Genomic DNA, 22,908 nt, shown 5'->3' with positions numbered 1-22,908 from the left:
TGAGATCATGTCGCTTGCCACGATCGGTGTCTCCCGGGCCGCCACGCTCGCTAAGCGCGCCGCCGACGAGGCCTATTACGCGGCCGTCTGCGCCCGGGCCGGCGTGTTCGGGATCGAACCGCCGCTGCGCGTGCTCCGGCTCGGGCTTGCGGTCGAGCGCTACGGGGTGCTCGGCAGTCTCACCGAGGCCGCCGCGCTGCGCCACCCCGACGGCCTCGCCATCAGCGACGAGCAGGGGGAGCTCACCTGGCGCGAGCTCGACGACCGTGTCAACGCGCTCGCTTCGGCCTGGCGTGACGACGGCTTCCGGGCCGGAGACGGGGTGGCGCTGCTGGCTCGCAACCACCGTGGCCTGATCGAGGCGATGTTCGCCGCCGCCAAGCTCGGGGGAAAGATCATCCTGATGAACACGGGGTTCTCGGGCCCCCAGATCCGTGAGGTCGCCGACCGCGAGGGCGTCGATCTGATCGTCTACGACGAGGAGTACACGGCCGCGATCGGCGATTACCGCCCGCGCCTGGGAACCGTGCGCGCCTGGGTCGAGACCCGCGCCAACGCCGATGACACCCTCGAGGCCCAGATCGCCTCATCCAAGCCGACCCCCCCGCCGCGGCCCGGCCAGCCGCCGCGGCTGGTCATCCTCACCTCCGGGACGACCGGCACCCCCAAGGGAGCGGGCCGCCACGTACCGCTGTCGCTCTCCCCGATCGGCGGCCCGCTCTCCCGTGTCCCCTACCGCTCCGGCCAGATCCACCAGATCTGCGCCCCGATCTTCCACGCGCTCGGGTTCTCGCAGATGATCCTCGCGGTGTCCCTGAATGCGACGATGGTCATCCATCGCCGCTTCGATCCCCAGCAGGCGCTGGAGAGCATGGCGGAGAACCGGGTCAACACCGTCGTGATGGTGCCGGTGATGCTCCAGCGGATGATGGCCCTCGATGATGCCGCATTCGAGTCCCGCGACCTGTCGGCGCTGCGGATCGTCTTCGTCTCCGGCTCGGCGCTGTCGGCCGACCTCGCCCGGCGCACGCTCGATCGCCTCGGGCCGGTGCTCTACAACCTGTATGGCTCGACCGAGGTCGCCTACGCGACGATCGCCACTCCCGCGGACCTCACCGCGGCGCCCGGGACCGTCGGCCGGGTCGTGCACGGCGCGACGGTCAAGATCCTCGCCGAGGACGGCGCCGAGCAGCCGGTGGGGAAGACCGGGCGGATCTTCGTCGCCAACACGATCCAGTTCGAGGGCTACACCGGCGGCGGCCACAAGGAGATCCGGGACGGGCTGATGTCCTCCGGGGACGTCGGCCACTTCGACGAAAGCGGCCGTCTGTTCATCGACGGACGCGACGACGACATGATCGTCTCCGGCGGTGAGAACGTCTTCCCCCACGAGGTCGAGGAGCTCCTCGCCGGCCACCCCGCCGTCGCCGAGGCCGCCGCGATCGGCGTCGAGGACGACGAGTTCGGCCAGCGCCTGAAGGCCTTCGTCGCCCTCCGTTCGGGAAAGTCCGTCGACGCCGACACCCTCCGCGCCTACGTCAAGGACAACCTCGCCAACTACAAGGTGCCGCGCGAGATCGTCTTCCTCGACGCGCTCCCGCGCAACCCGACCGGCAAGGTGCTCAAGCGGGAGCTCCGTGACCGCTGAGGCCGGTCGCGGGTCTGGTGGACCCGCGACCGGGTGGAACGGCTTCCAGGCCCAGTTCCCGGTTCTCAGCGCCTACCGGTACCTCAACGCGGGCACCGAGGGCCCGGTCCCCCAAGCGGCCGTCGACGCCGTCCGCGGCCGCCTCGACGCCGACCTCAACCAGGGACGGATCGGCGCCGCCTACCTCGACACCCTGCTCGGCCTCGCCACTCGGGCGCGGGCCGCCTATGCCGCCACGATGGGGGTCAGCGCCGATGACGTCGCACTGACGGAGTCGACGACGTCGGGCATCAACACCGTTCTCGGCGGGCTGCGCTTCGGGCCCGGGGATGAGATCGTCACCTCCGATCAGGAGCATCCGGGCCTGCTCGCCCCGCTGCGGCGCCTGCGCGTGCGCGACGGCGTCACGATCACCGTCGCCCCGTTCGCCCGGCTCAGTGAGGCGGTCGGCCCCCGCACCCGGCTGATCGCCTGCTCCCACGTCTCCTGGGTCGGCGGGGAGGTCGTCGACGTCCCGGCGCTGCTCGCCACCGGCGTGCCCGTCCTCCTCGACGGCGCCCAGGCGCTGGGAGCGATCCCGCTCGACCTCGGCACGCTCGGGGTCGACTACTACGCCGGTTCGGGGCAGAAGTGGTTGTGCGGGCCCGAAGGCAGCGGTGCGCTGTATGTGCGGCCCGACCGGCTCGAGGGCCTCGAGCCGCCGTGGCCGTCCTACGGCACCGTCGCCGATCACGGCGACCCGCTCGGCTCCGCGCTCGCGCCGACCGCCGCCCGGCTCGATACGAGCTTCCCGCCGGCGATCCGCAGCGCCTGGGCGATCGCGTCCCTTGAGGTGCTCGCGGCACCCGGCTGGGACTGGGTTCATGGTCGCGCCGCGTTCATGGCCGGGATGCTCGCCAACGGCCTGCAGGAACGGGGGGTCGAGCTCGCTGCCCGCGGGTTCTCGACGCTCGTCTCCTGGCGTCCCCGCGCCGACGTCGAGTCCGAGGTCTCCCGCCTGCGGGACCGGCGGATCCTCGTTCGTTCGATTCCCAGCCACGGCCTCCTCCGCGCCTCCTGCGGCGCCTGGACCTCGGAGGAGGATGTCAGCGCCCTCCTCGACGCGGTCGTCTGAGTGCGCGCCTCTCGCCGGGTCGATCGCGCGGTCTTCCCGTGTCGGCTGCTGGCGTGACCCGTGCGGCGGAGATCCCGCATCCGGGACCGGTGTCGCTTCGCCGACGCGGGCACCCGGGACCAGATCGGCCACAATCCCGGCATGCCGATCACCGCGAAGTTCTTCGGGGAGCGCGGCCGCCGGCGTGCCGAGTCGCTCGGGATCGACCCGCTCCGGCTGCCGCCCGGCCAGTCCCCGACGACCAAGTGGCCGGTGCTCGACCTCGGCCGCCAGCCCGACGTCGGCCTTGAGGCCTGGCGCCTGCGCGTCGACGGTGCGGTCACCGAGCCGCTCTCCCTCGGGTATGCCGAGCTGCTCGGCCTCGCCCAGACCACCTGGACGGACACCGACATCCACTGTGTGACCCGCTGGTCCCAGTTCGGGATGTCCTTCACCGGCGTGGAGGTCCACACCCTGCTCGAGCTCGCCGGGCTCGCGGCGGACGCCTCCCACCTGCTCGTCCACGGCTACGACGGCTACAGCACCAACGTTCCGCTGTCTGACGTGAGCGACGGGCGCGGCCTGATCGTCCACGCCGCCCAGGGTGGGCCCCTCACCCGCGAGCACGGCGGCCCGGTGCGGCTGTTGATCCCGCACCTGTATCTGTGGAAGTCCGCCAAGTGGCTGTCGCGCCTGGAGGTCCTCACGGAGGACCGGCTCGGGTTCTGGGAGGAGAACGGCTACCACCACCGCGGCGATCCGTGGGCGGAGGAGCGCTACAGCGAGCCCGAGTATCTCGTCAAGCTGCGCCGCCGGGAGCTGCGCGGCGGCGCACCCGTGGCGGACCCGTCATAGTCTCGCGACCGTGAACGTTCTCGAGCATCGCGCCGATGTCATCGTCGTCGGGGCCGGGCTGGCTGGGCTTGTCGCCTGCGCCGAGCTGGCGGATGCGGGGGCGCGGGTGCTCCTGCTCGACCAGGAGCCGGAGGCGTCCCTGGGCGGGCAGGCCTACTGGTCCCTCGGCGGCCTCTTCTTCGTCGATTCGCCCGAGCAGCGCCGGGCCCGGATTCGGGACAGCTTCGAGCTCGCCTGGTCGGACTGGCTCGCCTCCGCCGCCTTTGACCGGCCCGAGGACGCCTGGCCGCGCCGGGTCGCTCGGGCCTACGTCGAGTTCGCCGCCGAGGAAAAGCGCGCCTGGTGCGCGGCCCGCGGGATCCGGGTGCTGCCGAGCCCCGGCTGGGCCGAGCGCGGCGGCGGGGCCGCCGGCACGCACGGCAACTCGGTGCCGCGCTTTCACCTCACCTGGGGCACCGGACCCGGGGTCGTCGCCCCGTTCGAGGCACGGGCTCGCGCCGCCGCGGAGGCCGGGTTGCTCACCTTCGCCTTCCGCCACCGCGTCGATGACCTCACCGTTGAGGCCGGAACCGTCACCGGGGTGAGCGGCAGCGTGCTCGCTCCCTCCGCGGTCGCGCGCGGGCAGGCAAGCTCCCGCACCGTCGTCGGCGAGTTCCGCGCCCACGCTCCGGCGGTGATCCTCGCCGGCGGCGGGATCGGACACAACTTCGAGCTCGTCCGCGCCAACTGGCCGGCCCGCCTCGGACCGCCCCCGCGGCGGATGGTCGCCGGGGTGCCCGCCCACGTCGACGGGCGGCTGCTCGAGCTGACCGAACGCCGCGGTGCCGGCTGGATCGGCCGTGACCGGATGTGGCACTACGTTGAGGGGATCCGCAACTGGAACCCCGTCTGGGCCCACCACGGCATCCGGATCCTGCCCGCCCCCTCCTCCCTCTGGCTCGACGCGACGGGACGGCGTTTGCCCGCACCGCTCTACCCGGGCTTTGACACGCTCGCCACCCTCGCCCACATCGGCCAGACCGGGTACGACTACACGTGGTTCATCCTCACCCGGAAGATCATCGAGAAGGAGTTCGCGCTGTCGGGTTCGGAGCAGAACCCCGACATCACCGGCAGGTCGGTGCTCGACACCGTCCGCCAGCGACTCCTGCCCGGCGTTCCCGCGCCGATCCAGGCGTTCATGGACCGGGGGCGTGACTTCATCGTCGACGCGGACCTCGCGCGGCTGGTGGAACGGATGAACACCCTCGTCGCCGAGGACGCCCGCGAGGTGGAGAGCACCGCCCCCGTCCTCAGTCTCGAGGCGGTTCGCGCCCAGATCGAAGCCCGAGACGCCCAGCTGGACAACCGCTACGGCAAGGACCTCCAGATCGCGGCGATCCGGGCCGGGCGTGCCTACCTCCCTGACCGGATCCAGCGGATCGCCGCCCCCCACAAGCTGCTCGACCCCGACGCCGGCCCGCTGATCGCCGTCAAGCTCAACATCCTCACCCGCAAGACGCTCGGCGGCCTCCACACCGACCTCGAGGCCCGGGTCCTCGACGCCGTGGCCGATCCGATCGGCGGCCTGTACGCGGCCGGGGAGATCGCCGGGTTTGGCGGGGGTGGCATGCACGGCTACAACGCCCTCGAGGGCACCTTCCTCGGCGGTTGCCTGTTCTCCGGGCGGGCCGCCGGGCGGGCCGTCGCCGCCCGGCTCTGACCGGGGGCCGTCCGCCCGGCTCTGACCGGGGGCCGTCCGCCCGGCTCTGACCGGGGGCCGTCCGCCCGGCTCTGACCGGGGGCCGTCCGCCCGGCTCTGACCGGGGGCCGTCCGCCCGGCTGGTCGTCGGACGATCGGGACGGACGAGCGTGTGCGAATGTTCGTCATATCGACGAATCTGTGCACGCGCCCAGACGCGGGCCGGCGCTGCGCCCGGGGGCGAGGTCACGTCGAGGGGAGGGCCGGGAGTAGGGTTCCTCCCCAGCCATGAAGATCATCTACACCCACACCGACGAGGCACCCGCGCTGGCCACGCAGTCGCTGTTGCCGATCATCACCGCCTTCACCGGCGCCGCCGGCATCGAGGTCGAGCTGCGCGACATCTCCCTCGCCGGGCGGATCCTCGCCCAGTTTCCGGACCGCCTGACCGACGATCAGGCGGTCCCCGACGCGCTCACCGAACTCGGGGAACTCGCCACGACGCCGGAGGCGAACATCATCAAGCTTCCGAACATCTCCGCGTCGGTCCCCCAGCTCAAGGCGGCCATCCGCGAGCTCCAGGGCCAGGGGTACGCGATCCCCGACTATCCCGATGATCCCAGCGGGGAGGACCAGGCCGACATCCGCGCCCGCTATGACCGCGTCAAGGGCTCGGCGGTGAACCCGGTTCTGCGCGAGGGCAACTCCGACCGTCGCGCGCCCCAGTCGGTCAAGGCCTACGCCCGGTCGCACCCCCACAGCATGGGCGCCTGGTCGGCAGATTCCCGCTCGGCGGTCGCGACGATGAGCGACGGTGACTTTCGCTCGACGGAGCGGTCGGTAGCCGTTTCAGAGGCGACGAGCGCCCGCATCGAGCACGTCGCCGAGGACGGCAGCGTCACCGTGCTCAAGGATGCCCTCGCGCTTGAGGCCGGGGAGATCCTCGACGCTGCCGTGATGGAGGTCGCTGCGCTGCGGGCGTTCTTCCGCACCCAGATCAAGCGGGCCACCGAGGCCGGCCTGCTCTACTCCGTCCACCTCAAGGCGACGATGATGAAGGTGTCAGACCCGATCATCTTCGGACACGCGGTGGAGACGTTCTTCCCGGAACTGTTCGAGCCGACCGGCGCGAGCGCGGCGGAGCTGAAGGCGGCCGGGTACCGCGCCAACGACGGGCTCGGGGCGCTCCCGGCCACCGTCACGCCGACCTATGAGCACAAGCCGGCCCTGGCGATGGTCAACTCCGACCGGGGGATCACCAACCTCCACGTCCCCTCCGACGTGATCATCGATGCGTCGATGCCCGCGGCGATCCGCACCTCGGGAAAGATGTGGAACGCCGCCGGTGAGCTGCAGGACACCCTGTTCGTGATCCCCGACTCCTCCTACGCGCCGCTGTATTCCGAGGTGGTCGAGGACTGCAAGGCCCACGGCGCCTTTGACCCGGCGACGATGGGTACGACCCCCAACGTGGGCCTGATGGCCCAGAAAGCCGAGGAGTACGGCTCCCACGACAAGACCTTCGAGATCGCCGCGCCCGGCTCTGTACGGGTGATCGACACCGTCACGAACACGGTGCTGCTCGAACACGCCGTCGCCGCCGGCGACATCTGGCGGGCCTGTCAGACCAAGGACGCGCCGGTCCGTGACTGGGTGCGTCTGGCCCTCAGCCGCGCTCGGGCGACTGGGGCACCCGCCGTCTTCTGGCTCGACGAGACCCGGGCCCACGACGCCGAGATTCTCGCCAAGGTGCGCGACGAGCTCGCCGCGCACGACACGGCGGGCCTTGAGATCAAGATCATGGACGTCGCCGCCGCAACCCGATTCACCCTCGCCCGTGCCCGCGCGGGACAGGACACGATCAGCGTCACCGGTAACGTCCTGCGCGACTACCTCACCGACCTGTTCCCGATCATGGAGCTCGGCACCTCGGCCAAAATGCTCTCGATCGTCCCGCTGATGGACGGCGGCGGGCTGTTCGAGACCGGCGCGGGCGGGTCGGCCCCCAAGCACGTCCAGCAGTTCGTCGAGGAGAACTACCTGCGCTGGGACTCGCTCGGCGAGTTCCTCGCCCTCGCTCCATCACTGGAGCTGCTCGCCGAGAAGGAGGCCAAGCCACGGGCGAAGGTGCTCGCCGACGCTCTCGATCAGGCCACCTCCCGGGTACTGGAGGAGAACCGCTCCCCGAGCCGGAAGGTCGGGGGGCTCGACAACCGCGGCAGCCACTTCTACCTCGCCCTCTACTGGGCCCAGGCGCTCGCCGCCCAGGGCGCTGACGCCGAGCTCGCCGCCCGTTTCACCCCGCTCGCCGACACGCTCGCCGCCGCGGAGGCGACGATCGTCGCCGAGCTCGCCGCCGTGCAGGGCGGCCCGGTGGAGATCGGCGGCTACTACCGCCCGGACCCCGTCCTGGTCGCGGCGGCGATGCGGCCCTCGGGCACGCTCAACGACGCCCTCAGTCGGTTCGTCGGCGCCGCTCGTGAGGGCGCTGCCGCCTGAGCGACGATCGCTGGTACCGCCCCGCCCGTCAGCGGGGCGGTACCAGCAGCTCCGTCAACGTTCCAAGCAGGCGATCCGGACTCGGCAGGCGGTCGTCCCCGTCGTCGGGCGTGAGCATGTGCCGGCGGGCGGCGCGGCTGAAGGCAGCGTCGATGACGAGCAGGGCGACCGCATCGGCGTCGGCGGTGGTGGGGATCGTGCCGGCGTTCTGGTGGGCGCGGAGGGCGTCCCCGAGCAGGCGCACCCCGCGGTGGGGCCCGAGGTCGTGGACGGCGATGTGCTCGGCGAGCGCGGCACCGACCTCGGCGTCGGACTGGGCGGCGTGCATGATCGGCAGCGCCTCATCAAAGAACGCCTCGAGCGCCGTGAACGCCCGCTCGAGCAGGGCGGCCGGCTCGAGTCCGGCCGTCTCGTCGGCGAGGAACTCCAGCGGTTGCATGCCGTGGGCGAAGGCGGCGAGCAACAGGCCCGCACGGTCCTTGAAGTGGTAGTAGACGCTCGCGTCCGAGACGCCGGCGCGGGCGGCGACGGCCCGGCTCGTCAGCTTCGCGATCCCGTCGGAGCGGAGCACCGCGAGGGCCGCTTCAAGAATCGCCTCCCGTCCGCCCGACGGCGGCCGCCCCCGGCGTTTGGACACGCTGACGGTCATCGCTGGCATCGATGATATCCTGAGCGCCTGCTCAAGAACGACGGGAGGTGGTGATGGATCGGAAATGGTGGACGCTGATCGCAGTTTGCATCGGCGTCTTCATGCTGTTGCTCGACATCACGATCGTCAACGTCGCCCTGCCGGCGATCGAGACCGCGTTCAAGGCGAGCCTGTCTGACCTCCAGTGGGTGATCGACGCCTACGCCCTCACCCTCGCCGCGCTCCTGCTCACCGCCGGATCCCTCGCCGACCTGTTCGGCCGCCGGATCGTGTTCGCGACGGGAATCGTCATCTTCACCCTCGGGTCGATCCTCTGCGGGCTTGCCCAGAGCGCGACGATGCTGTCCCTCTCCCGCGGCTTCCAGGGGATCGGCGGGGCGATCATGTTCGCCACCGCGCTTGCCCTGCTCGCCCAAGCCTTCGAGCCCAAGGAGCGCCACATCGCCTTCGCGGCGTTCGGCGCGGTGACCGGTGTCGCCGTCGCAGTCGGTCCTGTGCTCGGCGGCATCCTCACCAGTGGCCTGTCGTGGCGCTGGATCTTCTTCGTCAACGCGCCGATTGGGGTCTTCGCCCTCGCCGTCACCCTGATGCGCGTCGCGGAGTCGAAGCTGCCCGGCGCGCCCCGTCCCGACCTGCCCGGTTTCATCACCTTCAGCCTCTCCCTCGCCGGCCTCGTCTATGGGCTGATCGAGAGCGAGCCCGACGGGTGGGGCTCAACGACGGTGGTCGTCTCGCTCGCCGCCGCCGCCGTCCTGATGGCCACCTTTCTGGTTATCGAGCGCAGAAGCGCCCGGCCGATGCTCGACCTCGGGCTGTTGCGCGTGCCGACCTTCAACGGCGGGCTCGCCGCGGCCTGGGGTATCTCGGCGTCGATCTTCAGCCTGCTCACCTACCTGACCATCTACATCCAGAACATCCTCGGCTACTCGGCGGTCCAGGCCGGGATCCGCTTCCTCCCCTTCACCGGGGTCATCTTCATCACCGCCGCTGTCGCCGGGCGGCTCACCGCGATCGTTCAGACCCGCTTCCTCATCGCCGGCGGGTTCGGTCTGCTGACCGTCGGGATGCTGCTGATGCGCGGCCTCACCGCTGCAGAGGGGTGGACCCACTTCCTGCCCGGGTTCATCGTCGCCGGCGTCGGAAGCGGCCTCATCAACGTTCCGCTCGCCTCGACGGCTGTCGGGGTGGTGCGGCCGGAGCGGGCCGGCATGGCGTCCGGGATCAATTCGACCTTCCGGCAGGTCGGCATCGCGACGGGGGTCGCGGCGCTCGGCTCGATCCTCGCATCCCTCGTCAAGAGCCACGTCGTCAGCGGCGTGGCGGGCACCGCGCTCGCGCGGCACGGCGCCGCGCTCGGGACGGCAGTCAGCTCGGGTTCGCTCGCCTCGGCCGCCCGGGCGGTTCCGGGCCCGGAGCAGCATCTGCTCTTCTCGGTCGCCAAGGTCGGCTACGTCGACGCGCTCAACGCGATCCTGTTGATCGGGGCGATCATCGCCGCCGCGGCGGCGATCGTCACGCTTGCGCTCATCCGCCAGAAGGACTTCCACCCCGCCGGCGCACCGTCCCCGGAGGCCGCCTCCGCCCCGCCCGAGCCGGTCACCGCCTGATGGTGAACTCGAGTGCCTGCTAAATTAGTTGCCTGATAGCAAGTAATGCTCGTGGCGCGGGCGGTTTGGCTCGCGCCGCACGGACAGGGCGGAGGTGACCCCCATGCCCCAGGCAGTCGAAATCGAGTCCGCACTTCGCATCCGCATCGCTGTGATGCGGCTGTCCCGGCTGCTGCGTCCAACCGAGGCCGGCCTCGCGGCCGATCTCAGTCCGACCCGGGTGGCCGTGCTGCTGAACGTCGTTCGCAACGCGCCGGTCCGCCTCGCCCAAGTCGCCGAGGACGAGGGCCTCAATCCGACTCTGCTCTCCCGTACGGTCGCCTGGCTCGCCGAGACCGGCCTGTTGTCTCGGACCGCAGATCCCGAGGACCGCCGCTCGGCCTGGCTGGAACCGACCGAGGCCGGGCTGGCCCTCGCCCGTCGGATCCGCGAGGAGCGGACGGAGGCCATGGAGAACGCACTCGCGGATCTCAGCCCGGCGGCTCGGGCGACGATCGAGGCCGCCCTGCCGGCGCTGGAAGCCCTTGCCGAGCGGCTCGGGCGATGACCCGCCTCGCCCGTCTCTCCCATCAGACCTTCGCGTCGCTCGCGGTTCCCAACTACCGGCGCTACATCACCGGCCAGTCCGTGTCGCTGATCGGGACCTGGATGCAGATGACCGCCCAGTCCTGGCTCGTGCTGTCCCTCACCCACTCGGCGACCGACCTCGGCCTGATCGTCGCCGCCCAGACGCTACCGGTCCTCCTGCTCGCCCCCTACGGCGGGGTGATCGCCGACCGCGTCGACAAACGGCGGCTGATGATCGCGCTGCAGTCGGCGATGGGTGTCCAGGCGCTCATCCTTGGCGTCCTCACGGTCGCCCACGTCGTCCACCTGTGGGAGATCGGCGCGCTCGCGGTCGTTCTCGGACTCAACAACGCCTTCGAGAACCCCGCCCGCCAGTCGTTCATGCTCGAACTCGTCGGCCCCGACCACCTCCGCAACGCCGTCTCGCTCAACTCGACGCTCGTCAACGTCGCGCGGGTGATCGGCCCGGGTATCGGCGGAATCCTGATCGCGCTGGTGGGCAGCGGCGTCTGCTTCCTGCTCAACGCCGTCAGCTTCGTCGCCGTCGTCGGCTCGCTGACCGTGCTCGAGGCTGACCTGCTCAACCCGGTGCCCCCGATGGTGCGCGCCAAAGGGCAGTTGCGCGACGGCCTGCGCTACGTTCGTCACAGCCCCGGCCTGTTCGTGCCGCTCGCGATGATGGGCCTCGCCGGCGCGCTCGTCTACGAGTTTCAGGTCACGCTCCCTTACATGGCGAGCCGCGGTCTGCACGCCGGCTCCTCCGGCTACGGCTTCATGACCGCGGCGATGGGCGTCGGGGCGGTGTTCGGCGGACTCGTCGTCGCCTCCCGGGGCCGGACCGGAGTGAGCGTCCTCGTCTCCGCTGCGCTCGCCTTCGGGGTGGCGCTCGGCCTCGCGACGCTCGCCCCCGACCTCGGGGTCGAGCTTGTCGCGCTCGCCTTCGTCGGCGCCGCTTCGGTCGCCTTCATGTCGATGGGGAACGCCACCCTGCAGCTGCGCTCCGAGCCGGGAATGCGCGGCCGCGTGATGGCCCTCTGGTTCGTCGCCTTCCAGGGCTCGACCCCGATCGGTGGTCCGATCGTCGGCGCGGTGATGGCCGGTGACGGGGCGCGAGCCGGACTCGGCCTCGGGGCGGTCACATGCTTCGTCGTCGCTGCGGGGGGTGCCCTCGCTGCGCGGGCGCTGCGGGCACGGCACGCTCAGGCTCCCCCATCACCGAGCGCATCAGCTCGTGATAACGGGCTCGATCGAGATGGACCACGTGGCTTCCCGGGAACCAGTGCAGCTCCGGTTGGCCCCAGTGTTCCCATAGTGCTCGCGTCTGCGCCGGCGGTGACACCCGGTCCCCCGCTCCCCCGATGACCAGCAGCCGGTCGGCGGGCAGCGCCACCGGATAGTTGAGCGGGCTGTGCAGAGCGGCCGAGCGACTGATCAGCTCGGACGGGATCCCCTTGACCGCGGCGAGGAGCTGGGTGCCTGCGTTGGCCGGGAACCAGTCCTTGATCAGGGTTGGTAGATCGGACACGGCGGCATTCGGGATGGCGAAGTCGATCCGGTCGTCGATCTCGGCGAGCAGGGCGGTCGTGTAGCCGCCAAGGCTGAGCCCGGTCGCCCCGATCCGCGGGGCACCCTTGCGCTGGAGGTAGTCGATCAGGACACGGAGGTCACAGATCGCCTGGACCATCGCCTCGGCGAGGTGGGCGAAGCCGCCCATGAACAGCTCGGCGCCGTTGAACGGGGAACGTCCGCTCTGGCGTCCGCCGTGGAAGGGGAGGGTGAACAGGACGATGTCCCAGCCCTGGGCGAAGAACGCCCGCAGACTGAAGAACGAGCTGTTGAAGGCGGCGCTCGAGGCGCCGAAGCCATGGATGGTGATGAGGGTCGCCCGTGGACCGTCGTGGTGGCGCCAGTACTGGGCGCGGGCGACGGCGTTGTTGGTGTGAGCACGGAAGCGGCCGGCGAGGTCGGGGTGCAGCGGCTCGAACGGGCTCTGGAAACGGAGCAGATCGATCGTCCCGTCGAGGTCGTCTAGGCCCTCGCCGGTGCGGATGTGGACCGGGATCGGGTTCGGCGGCGCCGCGAACACCTTCGCCGGATCATGACTGGAGGCAAGGGTGGCGTAATACTCCAGGCGCCGCCGCTCGGCCTTGGGGTCGAGCAGCATGCTCGAGGGGAGCATCGCCGCTGTCGCCGCGGTCGCCAGTGCGGTGCGGATCACGTAGTCTCCGGCGACGACGGAGGTGTACAGCGTCTTGGTTCGGAGATTCTCCACCGCCCGGACGACGTTAGCCCGTCCGCCTGGCCAACGCGCCGGTTGCCGGTCTGTCCGTGGTGGCCGCCACGGGGCGACGGGCCTCAGCTCCCCGGGTCGGCCCGGCAACCCCCACGTCGAGGACTCCGCAGGGTGGGCTGGCCCCGCCGGAGGCACGCGTCGGTGGTCAGCAGCGGGCAGCCCTGGCGCTCGGCGAGGGCCACGTAGAGTCTGTCGAGGACCCGGACGGAGTCGCGCAAGGCGAGGGCACGGTTGAGCAGCTGCTCGTCGACCGGGGCGATCTCCTGGCGGAGGGCGGCGGCCTCAGCGAGGGCGCCGGCGCCGCGCTCGGCGCTGAGCTCGCACGCCCGGATGAGCTGGGCGAGGGCGGAGAGCACCTCGGCGAGCTGGTGGACCGGCGCACACAACGGCTGACCGAGATGGTCAAGCACGTCTCCCGGCCGGGCCGATCGGCGACGACGTCAACGAGGGCCGACGGCGCGGCCGGCTCAGCCGGCGGTCAGCTCCGCGGCGAGCGCGTCCACGAAGGCTCGCTGGGCACGTTGGGAGACCGGCAGTCCGTGTCGGCGCAGATCGTCGTAGAGAGCGTCGGCCACGTAGATGCTGTTCTTGGGCTCACCCCGAAAGTACCCCCACGGCCGGGCCTCCGCCGCTCCGCCATCACTCCTCACCGTCCGGGCGGGCGCGTAGCGCACCGACGATCGCGACGGCGAAGAACGCGACGATCAGCAGCGCGACGACGTCGAGCGGGGTGACGCCGTTGACGCTGATGTCGTCGACGGTGAGGGCGATCAGGCCGCAGATGAAGGCGATCGTGACGATCAGCAGGACGAGGCGCATCGGGAGCCGGTGGGCGGAAGGGGAGCCAGTGAGGTCAGCGGTGGCCGGCCGGGGTGGCCGGCGTCGGCGCCGCTCTCGGAGCGGGCGGGTGCGGGGACACCCTAGCGGGCGAGCGCGGGGCTCGTGACCGCGCTGATCTGCCAGGGGTTGTCGGGTGCGTCGGAAAGCGAGAAGGTCCAGCGCTCGGTGAAGGTGACCGCGTGGATGTCCGATCCGGCGACGATCGATGCGGTCGCGCGGTCCTGCAGGTAGCGCCGACCGGTGATCTTCACGTCGACGGCCATGATCGGCGGTGTGGCCTTGGCGTCGAGGGAGACGACCGTGATGCGCTCGATCCGCGGTCCGCGGACGACGAGCCGGCTCCGCGGTCCGGCCGGGTGAAGCATCTCATCGCTGGCCGCGGGGCTCGCAAGGCTGAGCAGCGGCCGGGTCTCCCCGTCGATCGCCTGCGCCCACGCGGCGACCGCGCGGCGGGCGGCGACCTCGAGCACGTCGGGGGCAAAGCGCCCGTCGGCGAGGCTGAGGTCGAGCGCGCGGGCGCGGGCGTCGGTCTCGATCGCGACGGTCGTGTCCGTCAGCTCACCGAGGCTGAGGTCGGACCCGAGCGGTGCCGCCTCCGCCTGGGCCTGCTCGACGAGCGCCTGATCCCGCAGCGCGTCCGCGTCGGCCCAGCCGGTCTGTACGAGCTTGGCCTCGAGCTGATAGGCGCCCTCGGCTCCCTGCTCGATCGAGGCGAGCATCCACTCGCGCGCCGGCCCCGAGTTGCTGTGCAGGCTGAGATCGAACTCGGCGTCGAGGCTTGCCTGCGGGTCAGCCGGTCCGCTGCCGGCCGGGTTGACCGGCGTGCGCACCAGCGTCCAGTATTCACGCATCCGGACGGTCTTCGTCGCCGCACCGCGCTCGTTGTGCTCGCGCCCGCGGGCGTCGACGATCCAGTCACGCAGCCGGGCGTCGATCCGGACGACGACGCGGTCGGGGCCCTCGCCCGGGCCGGTCGCGCGCGCCCCGACGCCGATGCCGACGAACTGGACCTTCGGCGGTCCGGTCAGCTCGACGTGGTTGCACAGACCTCGGCGCGACAGCTCGTCAAGCCGCCGCTCCCACTCACCGAGCAGGCGCGGGGCGATCAGCGTGCGCAGGGTGGCGACATCACCGCGATCCCACGCGGACTGCACGTCGACGAACAGCTCCTGCGCGGCGGCCCGGACCCGTTCGGGGTCAAACGCGCCGTCCGCATCGGCGGCCTCGGCGGCCGCGAGGGCGACCCGGCGCTCGCGCCGGCGCGCCTCCCGGCGCTGGGCGGGCCCGCGCCGGCGCTGGGCGGTGAACCAGTCGCCGATCCAGCGGCCGCCGTAGAAGTAGATCCAGGCGGCGAGGACGAGGCCGACCGCGATCAGCGCCCCGACCCCGTGCCCGAACAGGACGAGATCGATCAGCAGCCGCAGCGCAATGTAGATGATGAAGCCCTTGCCGGCCCCGCCGCCTGAGCCGCCGCCCTCGCCGCCGAGGCTGAATCCGCCGACCCCGCTGCCCCCGCGGGCCAGCGCAACCGCGGGGAGGAGCGCCATCACCAGGACGCCCGCGACGAGGAGGAGCAGGACCAGGCGGCGCCGGGGCATCGGGCTAGGCTCCGTTTGCGACCGCGTGGGGGCCGTCGGTCGCGCCCCGCAGCGGGCCGACGCCCGGTTCGGCCTGGGCGACGTGCTCGTCGGCGTGGTAGCTGGAGCGCACGAGCGGCCCGGCCGCGACGTGGGTGAAGCCGAGTTCGTAGGCGGCCCGTTCGAGGGCGGCGAACTCCTCCGGATGCCAATAGCGCACGACCGGCAGGTGCTCGGCGGTCGGACGCAGGTACTGGCCGACGGTGAGGACCTGGACATGGTTCTCCCGCAGCGTGCCGACCGCGTCGACCATCTCCTCGAAGCTCTCGCCGAGTCCGACCATCAGCCCGGACTTGGTCACGACCTCGTCTCCGCCGAACTCCTTGGCGGTCGCCAGCACGCGGTTGGACCGTTCCCAGGTCGAGCCGCGCCGCGCGACCGCGTAGAGGCGCGGCACGACCTCGACGTTGTGGTTGAACACGTCGGGTCGGGCGGCGATCACCTTGGCGATCGGCATCTCCTGGCCGCGGAAGTCCGGGGTGAGCACCTCAATCTGGGTGCCGGGTGACTGGCGGCGGATCTGGCGGATCACCCCGACGAAGGCGTGGGCGCCGAGGTCGGGCAGGTCGTCCCGGTCGACGCTCGTGATCACCGCGTGGCGCAGCCCCATCCGGGCGACCGAGCGAGCGACCCGGGCCGGTTCGAGCGGGTCGTTCCACGTCGGCCTGCCGGTCTTGACGTTGCAGAAGCCGCAGCGCCGGGTGCAGGTGTCCCCGAGGATCATGAACGTCGCGGTCCCCCGCTGCCAGCACTCCCCGATGTTCGGGCAGGCGGCCTCCTGGCAGACGGTGTGGAGGTTCTCGGCGGCGATCAGGCCCTGCAGCTCGCGGTAGCGGGGGCCGCCGGGAGCGGGCACCTTGAACCACGGCGGCTTGCGGCCCCTGTAGGGCTGCACCTCCTCGGCCCCGATCACCGTGAGGACGTCGCGAATACCGCCGGGGTGCGATCGGGAACGGGTGGCGCTCATCAGACTTCCCTAAGCCTACCGTGTGGGGACGGTCGCCCCGGTCGCCTCCGCGCCGATCCCGGGAGAACTCTTCAGCGCGCGATCGAGGCGCTCGGGGGTGACCTGGCGCTGGCGGAGCCCGAGGGTCTCCGCGACCGCGTGGGCGATGCGCTGGCGCAGGCAGCGCAGCAGCGGCTCACCGCACCCCGCGTCCTCACCGAGCTGCTCGGCGACCGAGGTCATCGCCACCGTCGCCAGCCCACACGGCGTGAACCACGTCCACGGGGTCATGTCGTTGGCGACGTTGAGGGCAAAGCCGTGGGTCGTCACCCGTCCGGCGACGTGGACGCCGATCGAGGCGATCTTCGCCTCCCCGACCCAGACACCGGTGAAGTCCGGCCCGTCCTCGGGCCGGGCCCGGGCGGTGATCCCGGTCTCAGCGAGGGCCCGCACGAGCGCGCGCTCGAGCCGCCGCACATGGCCGACGACGTCATCGACGGCGACGATCGGGTAGCCGACGAGCTGGCCGGGGCCGTGATAGGTGAGCCGGCCGCCCCGGTTGACGTCGACGACGTCAATCCCGCGCGCGTGAAAGAACGCCTCACCGAGGGGCAGCTCATCCGCGCTGGAGCGCCGTCCGCGAGTGATCACCGGCGGATGCTCGAGCACGAGCATGGTGTCGGGAATCGCCCCGGCCCGGCGGGCGTCGCGCAGCTGCTCCTGCCGCGCGAGGGCGGTCCGGTAGTCGATCAGCCCGAGCTGGGCGACCCAGAGCTCGTCCATATGAGAAACCGTAGCGGCCGCTGACTCGGACGAGCTGATCGCCGTACTCTTCTCAGGCATGGACCGCACCGATCTGGTCCGTCTCCGCTGGCGTCTCACCGGAGCTTGGCTCTGGCCGACCTTCGTCCTGCTGTGTGCCGTCGACGCCGTCGTCGGACACCTTCTGCCCCCGTCCGGGGACAGCGAGTCGGCCGTCGGCGGCCTGCTCACCGCCGGCGGGCTGATGCTGCTGGCAATCGCCTTCCTCAGCTCGCCGCTCGGGCTGGTGATGCGGCGGGTCCGCCGCGACCTGCCCCGCTCGGTCGCCCGCAACTACGCGGGGACGGCCGCGGCGTTCGGGGTCAGCGTCGCCCTCGCCCTCGTCGGGCTCATTCACCACGACCAGGTGATCGCCGACCGGGCGGCGGTCCAGGATGCGACGGAGCGGGCGGAGGCGTGGATCGGTGCCCACGCGCCGCCGCGCTTCCTCACCGACCTGCACCGGATCGACACCGTCGGCATCCAGGTCCCCCGTCTGTACCGCAGCTGTGTGAGCGACCAGCTCGGGACGAGCTTCTACTGCGTCGTCGTCGACCGCTCCAAGCCGTTCGGGACCGGGGTCAGCTACAGCGGGCACGAGTCCAACCAGCTGCTCGAACAGGGCGCCTACTGAGCCTGCGGGCCATTCCGCGCGTGGCCGTCGTCCGGGCAGGGCCCATGTTTGGGGGCGCGGCCGGGTGGCCTGGCGACATCGAGGGGGGACAAATGCGTCCCTACGACACATTTGTCCCCCCTCGTCCGGGGCCGGCCCCGTCGGGGCGTCGTCCGCCCAACGCGCCGAGCGCGTGAAGCAGCCCTGAGGCGCCACGCCGCCGCCGCGCCCGCCTCAGAACCCGAGCAGGCCCGGGAAGCGCATCACCGTGAAGATCTCCCCGCCGAGACTGACCCGGTGCTCGGCGACGAGCGACCACAGCCCCGCGGCCCCGCTGATCAGCAGGATCATGTCGGCGAGGGAGAGGGCGACCCAGGCGTCGGCCGCCGGGGCCGGTCGGGCCTCGACGCGGACGGCGCCGTCAGCGACCGTCAGGGTGAAGCGCGCCTCCGGTCCGCCGGCCGAGGCGGTCACCCGCAGCTCATAGACACAGCACAGACCCGTGGTGGCGGCCGGGACGATCCGGCTCTCGAGAGCCCGCGGGACCGAGCGCAGCGCGACCCGGCGGCTGAGCGCGTGCCCGTCGACACGGGCGATCCGGGTGCCGCCGGCCGACAGGACCGCACGGGCCCGGGGGCGGCGTTGCAGGCTCGTCAGCGCGTTCATGCCATCAGGTACTGCATCGCCTCGGTCGGATCCGAGAACAGCATCAGCGCGTCATCGGTGGCGACCATCCGCCCGTAGTGGGTCGACATCTCATGCTGGATCGAATAGGAGTCGATCTCATAGCCGAGCTGCTCGGAGACCTCGTCGAAGGGGATCACGAGCCGCCCCTCACTGCGCACGTCCCAGAAGGCCGCGTGCTCGAGAACGCGAACCCCGTCCCGGCGGCCCATCACCGCGGCGACGGCGTCCCCCTCGGCGGACTTGGCCATCACGATCCCGACGAAGTCGTAGGTGCCGTCGGCGCTTGGGGCCGGCCCGGGGCCCCCGCCCACCCCGGCGGCCGGGATCGCGTCGGGAACCGGGGCGGAGCCCGCCGGCGTCGCCTCCGCGTGGGCGTCGCCGACCCGTGAGCGGAGCGCCTCGCCGGTGCGGACACGGCGGGTCGGTGCCGATGCCGGTCCCGGTAGACCGGCATCGGCCGCAGGCGTGGGGATCAGGTCGACCCCGAGCAGCGGTGTGTGGACAGCGAGTCCGGCTTCGGTGAGCACCTCGGCGCCGTAGCGGCCGACCGCGTCGAGGTCGACGCTGAGCGGGACCGCCTCGGCGAGGGGCAGGAGCGCGAGCGCCGCCGCGACGGCGTCGGGGAGCCAGCGCTCGATCCAGCCGCCGATCACCGCCGCGTTCGTCTCCCCGTGGAGCGGGTCGGCGAGCAGGAAGCGAGACAGGTTCGTGCTCCAGGCCCGCGTCCACTCCCACTCCTGGGTGGCGACTCCGGCGAGCACCGGGGTGACGACGTCCCCGTGGGCGGCCGCGGCGCGGAAGCCGAGCTCGCGGCGCAGCAACGTCCCCAGCAGCGGCTCGAAGCAGAGGTTGGCCGCGACGATCACCTCACACCAGTCGGGGGTCGCGGCGAGCGCCTCGAGGTAGCGGCGCGTCGGCTGCCAGGCGGGCTCGGTGAGGAAGCTCTCCCGGGCCGCCTCGATCGGGAACGGACCGTGGATGGGCTCGAGGTCCATCGCATAGAGGACGAGGGCCTGGGCGGAGCGCTGTTTCATCGCCGCCTGCAGGGCGATGCACTGGGAGACGCTGTCTGACAGCCCGTCGCGGGCGACCGTCGCGGTCGCAAACCAGAGGCCGTGCTCGACGAAGGCGGGCAGCTGCAGGAAGCGGCGCAGGAAGGCGACCCAGGCGGGGGAGAAGTCGGCGATGATCCCCTCCTCAATCGCGGACGCGACCGCTCCCTCGATCTGCTGCTCGCCGGCGTTGCCGCTGACGTAGTAGGGCCGCTCCCACTGCTCGCCCGGGTCGCGGAAGGCGAACCAGTCCGCGGAGGCGACCCGGGTGCTCGCATCGTCCCAGGTGCCGCGGCCGTCGGCGAAGGAGACCGGCCAGCCGCGGGTGACGTGGCGGTGGATCGAGGGCTGGGTGTCGACGGTGACGTCCTCATACAGGGATGCCCGCGCCTTCGCCGGGGTGAACCACGCGAAGTGGCGCTCGGACTCGTCACCGACGGCCGGAAGCGCGCTGAAGCGCTTGACCGGCGGCCCGGCCGGTGCCGCGGAGGCGGCCCCGGCCCCGGCCCCGCCCCCACCGGCGTCGGCGGAGGTGGTGAACTTGTCCTGGAAGATGTGCTCGGGTGCGAAACCGTGGCCGGAGAGGAGCATCTCCTCAACCGCCTCGAGCATCGGCGGGGGCCCGCACATGTAGACGTCGGCAGCGGCGAAGTCGGGGTGGTCGGTGAGGAACTCCCCGACGGCCTCATGGACGAAGCGTTCGGTCACCGGCGTGTACTGGAAGTCCCCGAGCGCGGCACCCGCGGCGGCGATCGCCTCGGCGCCGAAGAGGTCCGCCTCGGCCCGGGCGCCGTAGAAGAAGTGGATCGGGCGGCCACTCGTCTCGGCCGCGAAGGCGCGCAGAAGGGAGAGGATCGGGGCCATCCCCGAGCCACCGCCGATCATCAGCACCGGTCCGGCGCCGGGGCGCGCCTTCATCGCCCCGTACGGGCCGGTGAAGCCGAGGCGCTGGCCGACGGTGATCTCTCCGGCCTCGAGCAGACCGGAGATCCGCCCGCCCGGATAGCACTTGATGAACAGCTCCAGCTCGGCCCGGCCGGGGCCGGTGTTCGCGGCGGTCCCGGAGCTGCGCCCGGAGTCGGCCCCGGTGGCCCCGGTGGCCCCGGTGGCCCCGGCGGTCCCGGGGATCGCGCCCGGCCGGGCGGGCAGGTTGGCGAGGGAGAAGGAGCGGCGGGCGCCGTCCTCCCCGGGCACGTGGAGGTCGACGTACTGGCCGGGGGTGAAGGTGAAGTCGGCCGGTGACTCGACGGCGAGCACGAGTCGCTGGATGTCGGCGGTGAGCGCCTCCACCGCGGTGACCGTCGCCACCCCGTCGCGGATCGGGTGCTCGAGGCGGTAGGAGTCCCTGTCGTAGTGGAGCAGCTCGATGACGGCGTCCGCTTCGGGCATCGCCCGGCACATCAGGCTGTAGCCGCCCTCGCGCTCGCTGTCGGAGAGGGCGAAGCTCGAGTAGGGCTTCAGCTCGGCGTCCCCCTCCAGGAGGAAGCACTTGCACGCCGAGCACTGGCCCTCCCGGCAGCCGTAGGCGAGGTTGTAGCCCTGGCGGAAGGCGGCGTCGAGCACCGTCTCGCCGGGCTGGACGTCGATCTCCTCCCCGATCGGTTCGAACCGGACGCGGGGCATCTACAGGCGCGCTCCGGTGAGCAGGTCCGAGTGGGCGTGGGCGAGCGGCACCGAGCCGTCCCCGGCCACCGCCAGGCCTGAGTGGTCGCCGCTGGGCAGACCGAGCTCGCGGGCGACGCGGATGTTCGGGCTCTGCACGTGCACGTTGAGGGCGCGGATGTCCGACAGCGTCCACATCCCGTCGCTGTGCAGGTGGGGCTGGCCGATCAGGGTCTCGCCGTCGGCGCGGAGGAACCCGAGTGAGGCGATCACCTCCGACAGCTCCCAACCGTCGTAGCGGTCAAAGAAGTTACGGTCACCCGTGTAGCGGCCCGGGTTGCTCTCGTCCATCCAGGCGCACTCCTTCGAGCAATAGAAGCGGGTGCGGCCCTCGATCACCCGGTGGGTCTGGTCGTCGGGGTCGACACAGAAGCCCTGGCAGGTCCAGCAGCTCGGCGGCATCAACGCCATGAACTCGGTGAGCAGCAGGCGGTTGTCCGGGTCGCCCGCGTAGCGGTAGGCCTCGTGGAAGGCGCCGTACCGGCTGTACCAGCCGGGGTAATGATTCTCGAACCACTCGAAGTCGCGCTCATCCAGCGGGTCGATCCGCCAGTGCGCGAGCGGCCAGGCGGCGTAGGCGAACATCGCGTGGCGGTGATGGATCCCTTTGACGATCCGCTCACGGGCACGTTCGAAGATCTCCGGGGAGATGTCCAGCCCGAGCTTGCCGAGCTTGAGGATGTAGGCGCGGTACCAGTCGTCGCGCACCCAGCGGTCCCACTTGTCGAGGAAGCACTCGGGGTCGGAGCGGTCCTTGGATCCGTACTCCATCAGGATCGCGGCGAACACGTCAATGAACGCGTGGTTGATCCAGAACGCCTGCTGGAGGTCGCGCTCGATCAGCGGCGCGTTGTGGTCGTCCTGGAGGACGGTGAGCAGCGTCGCATACCCGTTGGAGATGTGACGGGCCTCGTCGGACTGGACCGACAGGTATGTCGTCGGCAGGGTGAAGTCGCCGTTGCGGGCGGCGACGTCGGGGGTTGCGACGAAGACGATGTTGGTGAACGCCGTTTCGGCGACGACCTGCAGGGTGAAGGCCGCCTGGATCGGATCGCCGACCATGAAGTGGCTGAGCATGTTGAACCCGGGGCTGATCGCGGGCGAGTTGACGAGCGCGCTGGGCATCTTGTTCCAGCCGGCCGGGTCGGGAACATGCTTGGCGTACCAGCGGGCGAGCGACATCTGCATCCCGGTGTGGCGCAGCTCATCGACGAACTGGACGTGGTAGCCGTTGCGCAGCTCGTTGTTGGGGACCGCCGACATCAGCATCGACATGCAGCGCCCGGCTCCGACCTCGGCGAAGTTTGTCACCGGGACGAACGCCTTCATCCACTCGAGCCAGCGCAGGTGTGCCTTATGGGGCATGTCGGCGCGGACGGCGGCGTCGTGGCCGCCGTAGACGCGCTCGTCCTTCTCCAGCTCCATCGGCAGGTACTCCCGCATGATCTGCTTCATCGGGTCCTTGGCCTGGTTGGGGAACCGGTAGCGGGTCGGGTAGCGCACGGCCGGCTCGTGGTAGGTCGGCTCCCAGCCGAGCTGGGCGATCCGCTCGTGGGTCTTGGTGACGCTGCGTCTGCGGTTCGGGCTGCTGCTCGCGGCCATGGTCAGGCTCCCTCTGCCTCGGCGGTGGTTGTTCCTGCGCGTGGGGTTGCCCTCAAGGTAGGCCCGGATCGCCCCGGGGGATACGGCGCCGCTCAACGTCTTTCCCGCGCGTCTTTGTCACTATCTGATAATGCCTGCCTGGCCCTTTCCTCCGATCCCCCGGAATGTCATCGCGA

At 71.4% G+C, this 22,908-nt stretch carries 19 protein-coding genes; 9 read left to right on the top strand and 10 right to left on the bottom strand.

Annotated features, from left to right (window positions below):
* Nucleotides 1–7 precede the first annotated feature (7 nt).
* From M3M55_RS00315 to M3M55_RS00295, 5 genes are all read left to right on the top strand, one after another.
* Nucleotides 8–1,648 (top strand): acyl-CoA synthetase, encoded by a 1,641-nt coding sequence (locus M3M55_RS00315; protein WP_249010829.1) that lies wholly within the window; start codon nt 8–10, stop codon nt 1,646–1,648.
* Nucleotides 1,638–2,762 (top strand): aminotransferase class V-fold PLP-dependent enzyme, encoded by a 1,125-nt coding sequence (locus M3M55_RS00310; RefSeq protein ID WP_249010828.1) that lies wholly within the window; start codon nt 1,638–1,640, stop codon nt 2,760–2,762. The genes M3M55_RS00315 and M3M55_RS00310 overlap by 11 nt, the downstream gene beginning before the upstream one ends.
* 141 nt (nt 2,763–2,903) lie before the next feature.
* Complete coding sequence (locus tag M3M55_RS00305) at nt 2,904–3,596, top strand: sulfite oxidase-like oxidoreductase (RefSeq protein WP_249010827.1); 693 nt, start codon at nt 2,904–2,906, stop codon at nt 3,594–3,596.
* 10 nt (nt 3,597–3,606) lie between these two features.
* Nucleotides 3,607–5,298, top strand: a complete 1,692-nt coding sequence (locus tag M3M55_RS00300) for an FAD-binding dehydrogenase (RefSeq protein WP_249010826.1) — start codon at nt 3,607–3,609, stop codon at nt 5,296–5,298.
* A 267-nt stretch (nt 5,299–5,565) separates the two neighbouring features.
* Nucleotides 5,566–7,776, top strand: coding sequence for an NADP-dependent isocitrate dehydrogenase (locus M3M55_RS00295; protein WP_249010825.1), 2,211 nt, complete (start codon nt 5,566–5,568; stop codon nt 7,774–7,776).
* Between the two features lie 28 nt (nt 7,777–7,804).
* Here the strand turns inward: M3M55_RS00295 and M3M55_RS00290 are convergent, their stop codons facing one another.
* Nucleotides 7,805–8,434, bottom strand: coding sequence for a TetR/AcrR family transcriptional regulator (locus M3M55_RS00290; protein WP_249010824.1), 630 nt, complete (start codon nt 8,432–8,434; stop codon nt 7,805–7,807).
* A 44-nt stretch (nt 8,435–8,478) separates the two neighbouring features.
* Between M3M55_RS00290 and M3M55_RS00285 the strand changes: the two genes are divergently transcribed.
* From M3M55_RS00285 to M3M55_RS00275, 3 genes are all read left to right on the top strand, one after another.
* Nucleotides 8,479–10,032: an MFS transporter gene (locus M3M55_RS00285; protein WP_249010823.1), complete on the top strand. Its 1,554-nt coding sequence runs from the start codon at nt 8,479–8,481 to the stop codon at nt 10,030–10,032.
* 103 nt (nt 10,033–10,135) lie between these two features.
* Nucleotides 10,136–10,579, top strand: a complete 444-nt coding sequence (locus M3M55_RS00280) for a MarR family winged helix-turn-helix transcriptional regulator (protein ID WP_249010822.1) — start codon at nt 10,136–10,138, stop codon at nt 10,577–10,579.
* Nucleotides 10,576–11,961: an MFS transporter gene (locus M3M55_RS00275; RefSeq protein WP_249010821.1), complete on the top strand. Its 1,386-nt coding sequence runs from the start codon at nt 10,576–10,578 to the stop codon at nt 11,959–11,961. Before M3M55_RS00280 ends, M3M55_RS00275 begins: the two co-directional genes overlap by 4 nt.
* A 993-nt stretch (nt 11,962–12,954) precedes the next feature.
* Here the strand turns inward: M3M55_RS00275 and M3M55_RS00270 are convergent.
* The 6 genes from M3M55_RS00270 to lipB all read right to left on the bottom strand — a co-directional run bounded on the left by M3M55_RS00270 (nt 12,955) and on the right by lipB (nt 17,098).
* Nucleotides 12,955–13,302: a type II toxin-antitoxin system VapC family toxin gene (locus M3M55_RS00270; RefSeq protein ID WP_249010820.1), complete on the bottom strand. Its 348-nt coding sequence runs from the start codon at nt 13,300–13,302 to the stop codon at nt 12,955–12,957.
* A 57-nt stretch (nt 13,303–13,359) separates the two neighbouring features.
* A complete protein-coding gene (locus M3M55_RS00265; RefSeq protein WP_249010819.1) occupies nt 13,360–13,542 on the bottom strand; it encodes a hypothetical protein in 183 nt (60 codons plus the stop codon).
* The gene (locus M3M55_RS00260; RefSeq protein ID WP_249010818.1) at nt 13,532–13,711 is read right to left on the bottom strand and encodes a hypothetical protein; all 180 of its coding nucleotides are present in this window, start codon (nt 13,709–13,711) and stop codon (nt 13,532–13,534) included. Before M3M55_RS00260 ends, M3M55_RS00265 begins: the two co-directional genes overlap by 11 nt.
* A gap of 101 nt (nt 13,712–13,812) precedes the next feature.
* On the bottom strand, nt 13,813–15,330 hold the full coding sequence (locus tag M3M55_RS00255; protein ID WP_249010817.1) for a TIM44-like domain-containing protein: 1,518 nt from the start codon (nt 15,328–15,330) through the stop codon (nt 13,813–13,815).
* A 4-nt stretch (nt 15,331–15,334) separates the two neighbouring features.
* Nucleotides 15,335–16,336 carry a lipoyl synthase gene (lipA, locus tag M3M55_RS00250; protein ID WP_249010816.1) on the bottom strand — a complete coding sequence of 334 codons (1,002 nt, stop codon included), beginning with the start codon at nt 16,334–16,336 and terminating at the stop codon, nt 15,335–15,337.
* Between the two features lie 15 nt (nt 16,337–16,351).
* Complete coding sequence (gene lipB / locus M3M55_RS00245; RefSeq protein ID WP_249010815.1) at nt 16,352–17,098, bottom strand: lipoyl(octanoyl) transferase LipB; 747 nt, start codon at nt 17,096–17,098, stop codon at nt 16,352–16,354.
* A 58-nt stretch (nt 17,099–17,156) separates the two neighbouring features.
* On the opposite strand from lipB, the gene M3M55_RS00240 reads away from it, so the two are divergent.
* Nucleotides 17,157–17,750 carry a hypothetical protein gene (locus M3M55_RS00240; RefSeq protein ID WP_249010814.1) on the top strand — a complete coding sequence of 198 codons (594 nt, stop codon included), beginning with the start codon at nt 17,157–17,159 and terminating at the stop codon, nt 17,748–17,750.
* A gap of 213 nt (nt 17,751–17,963) precedes the next feature.
* On the opposite strand, the gene M3M55_RS00235 is transcribed toward M3M55_RS00240, so the two are convergent.
* The 3 genes from M3M55_RS00235 to M3M55_RS00225 are packed head-to-tail and all read right to left on the bottom strand — an operon-like array spanning nt 17,964 to nt 22,732.
* On the bottom strand, nt 17,964–18,395 hold the full coding sequence (locus tag M3M55_RS00235) for an SCP2 sterol-binding domain-containing protein (protein ID WP_249010813.1): 432 nt from the start codon (nt 18,393–18,395) through the stop codon (nt 17,964–17,966).
* Nucleotides 18,392–21,091, bottom strand: a complete 2,700-nt coding sequence (locus tag M3M55_RS00230; protein WP_249010812.1) for an MmoB/DmpM family protein — start codon at nt 21,089–21,091, stop codon at nt 18,392–18,394. Before M3M55_RS00230 ends, M3M55_RS00235 begins: the two co-directional genes overlap by 4 nt.
* The gene (locus M3M55_RS00225; RefSeq protein ID WP_249010811.1) at nt 21,092–22,732 is read right to left on the bottom strand and encodes a hypothetical protein; all 1,641 of its coding nucleotides are present in this window, start codon (nt 22,730–22,732) and stop codon (nt 21,092–21,094) included.
* Between the last annotated feature and the right edge of the window lie 176 nt (nt 22,733–22,908).

The organism is Conexibacter sp. DBS9H8, assembly GCF_023330685.1.
Lineage (GTDB): Bacteria > Actinomycetota > Thermoleophilia > Solirubrobacterales > Solirubrobacteraceae > Palsa-465.
The sequence above is the reverse complement of the archived record's forward strand: the minus strand, read 5'-3'. Positions and strand labels throughout refer to the sequence as shown.

What these genes read in the sequence shown, in the direction of transcription:
- lipA (WP_249010816.1), bottom strand. Translation starts at nt 16,336, where the DNA reads ATGAGCGCCACCCGTTCCCGATCGCACCCCGGCGGTATTCGCGACGTC.
- M3M55_RS00315 (WP_249010829.1), top strand. Translation starts at nt 8, where the DNA reads ATGTCGCTTGCCACGATCGGTGTCTCCCGGGCCGCCACGCTCGCTAAG.
- M3M55_RS00255 (WP_249010817.1), bottom strand. Translation starts at nt 15,330, where the DNA reads ATGCCCCGGCGCCGCCTGGTCCTGCTCCTCCTCGTCGCGGGCGTCCTG.
- M3M55_RS00285 (WP_249010823.1), top strand. Translation starts at nt 8,479, where the DNA reads ATGGATCGGAAATGGTGGACGCTGATCGCAGTTTGCATCGGCGTCTTC.
- M3M55_RS00260 (WP_249010818.1), bottom strand. Translation starts at nt 13,711, where the DNA reads ATGCGCCTCGTCCTGCTGATCGTCACGATCGCCTTCATCTGCGGCCTG.
- M3M55_RS00240 (WP_249010814.1), top strand. Translation starts at nt 17,157, where the DNA reads ATGGACCGCACCGATCTGGTCCGTCTCCGCTGGCGTCTCACCGGAGCT.
- M3M55_RS00280 (WP_249010822.1), top strand. Translation starts at nt 10,136, where the DNA reads ATGCCCCAGGCAGTCGAAATCGAGTCCGCACTTCGCATCCGCATCGCT.
- M3M55_RS00305 (WP_249010827.1), top strand. Translation starts at nt 2,904, where the DNA reads ATGCCGATCACCGCGAAGTTCTTCGGGGAGCGCGGCCGCCGGCGTGCC.
- M3M55_RS00275 (WP_249010821.1), top strand. Translation starts at nt 10,576, where the DNA reads ATGACCCGCCTCGCCCGTCTCTCCCATCAGACCTTCGCGTCGCTCGCG.
- M3M55_RS00295 (WP_249010825.1), top strand. Translation starts at nt 5,566, where the DNA reads ATGAAGATCATCTACACCCACACCGACGAGGCACCCGCGCTGGCCACG.
- M3M55_RS00230 (WP_249010812.1), bottom strand. Translation starts at nt 21,091, where the DNA reads ATGCCCCGCGTCCGGTTCGAACCGATCGGGGAGGAGATCGACGTCCAG.
- M3M55_RS00225 (WP_249010811.1), bottom strand. Translation starts at nt 22,732, where the DNA reads ATGGCCGCGAGCAGCAGCCCGAACCGCAGACGCAGCGTCACCAAGACC.
- lipB (WP_249010815.1), bottom strand. Translation starts at nt 17,098, where the DNA reads ATGGACGAGCTCTGGGTCGCCCAGCTCGGGCTGATCGACTACCGGACC.
- M3M55_RS00235 (WP_249010813.1), bottom strand. Translation starts at nt 18,395, where the DNA reads ATGAACGCGCTGACGAGCCTGCAACGCCGCCCCCGGGCCCGTGCGGTC.
- M3M55_RS00290 (WP_249010824.1), bottom strand. Translation starts at nt 8,434, where the DNA reads ATGCCAGCGATGACCGTCAGCGTGTCCAAACGCCGGGGGCGGCCGCCG.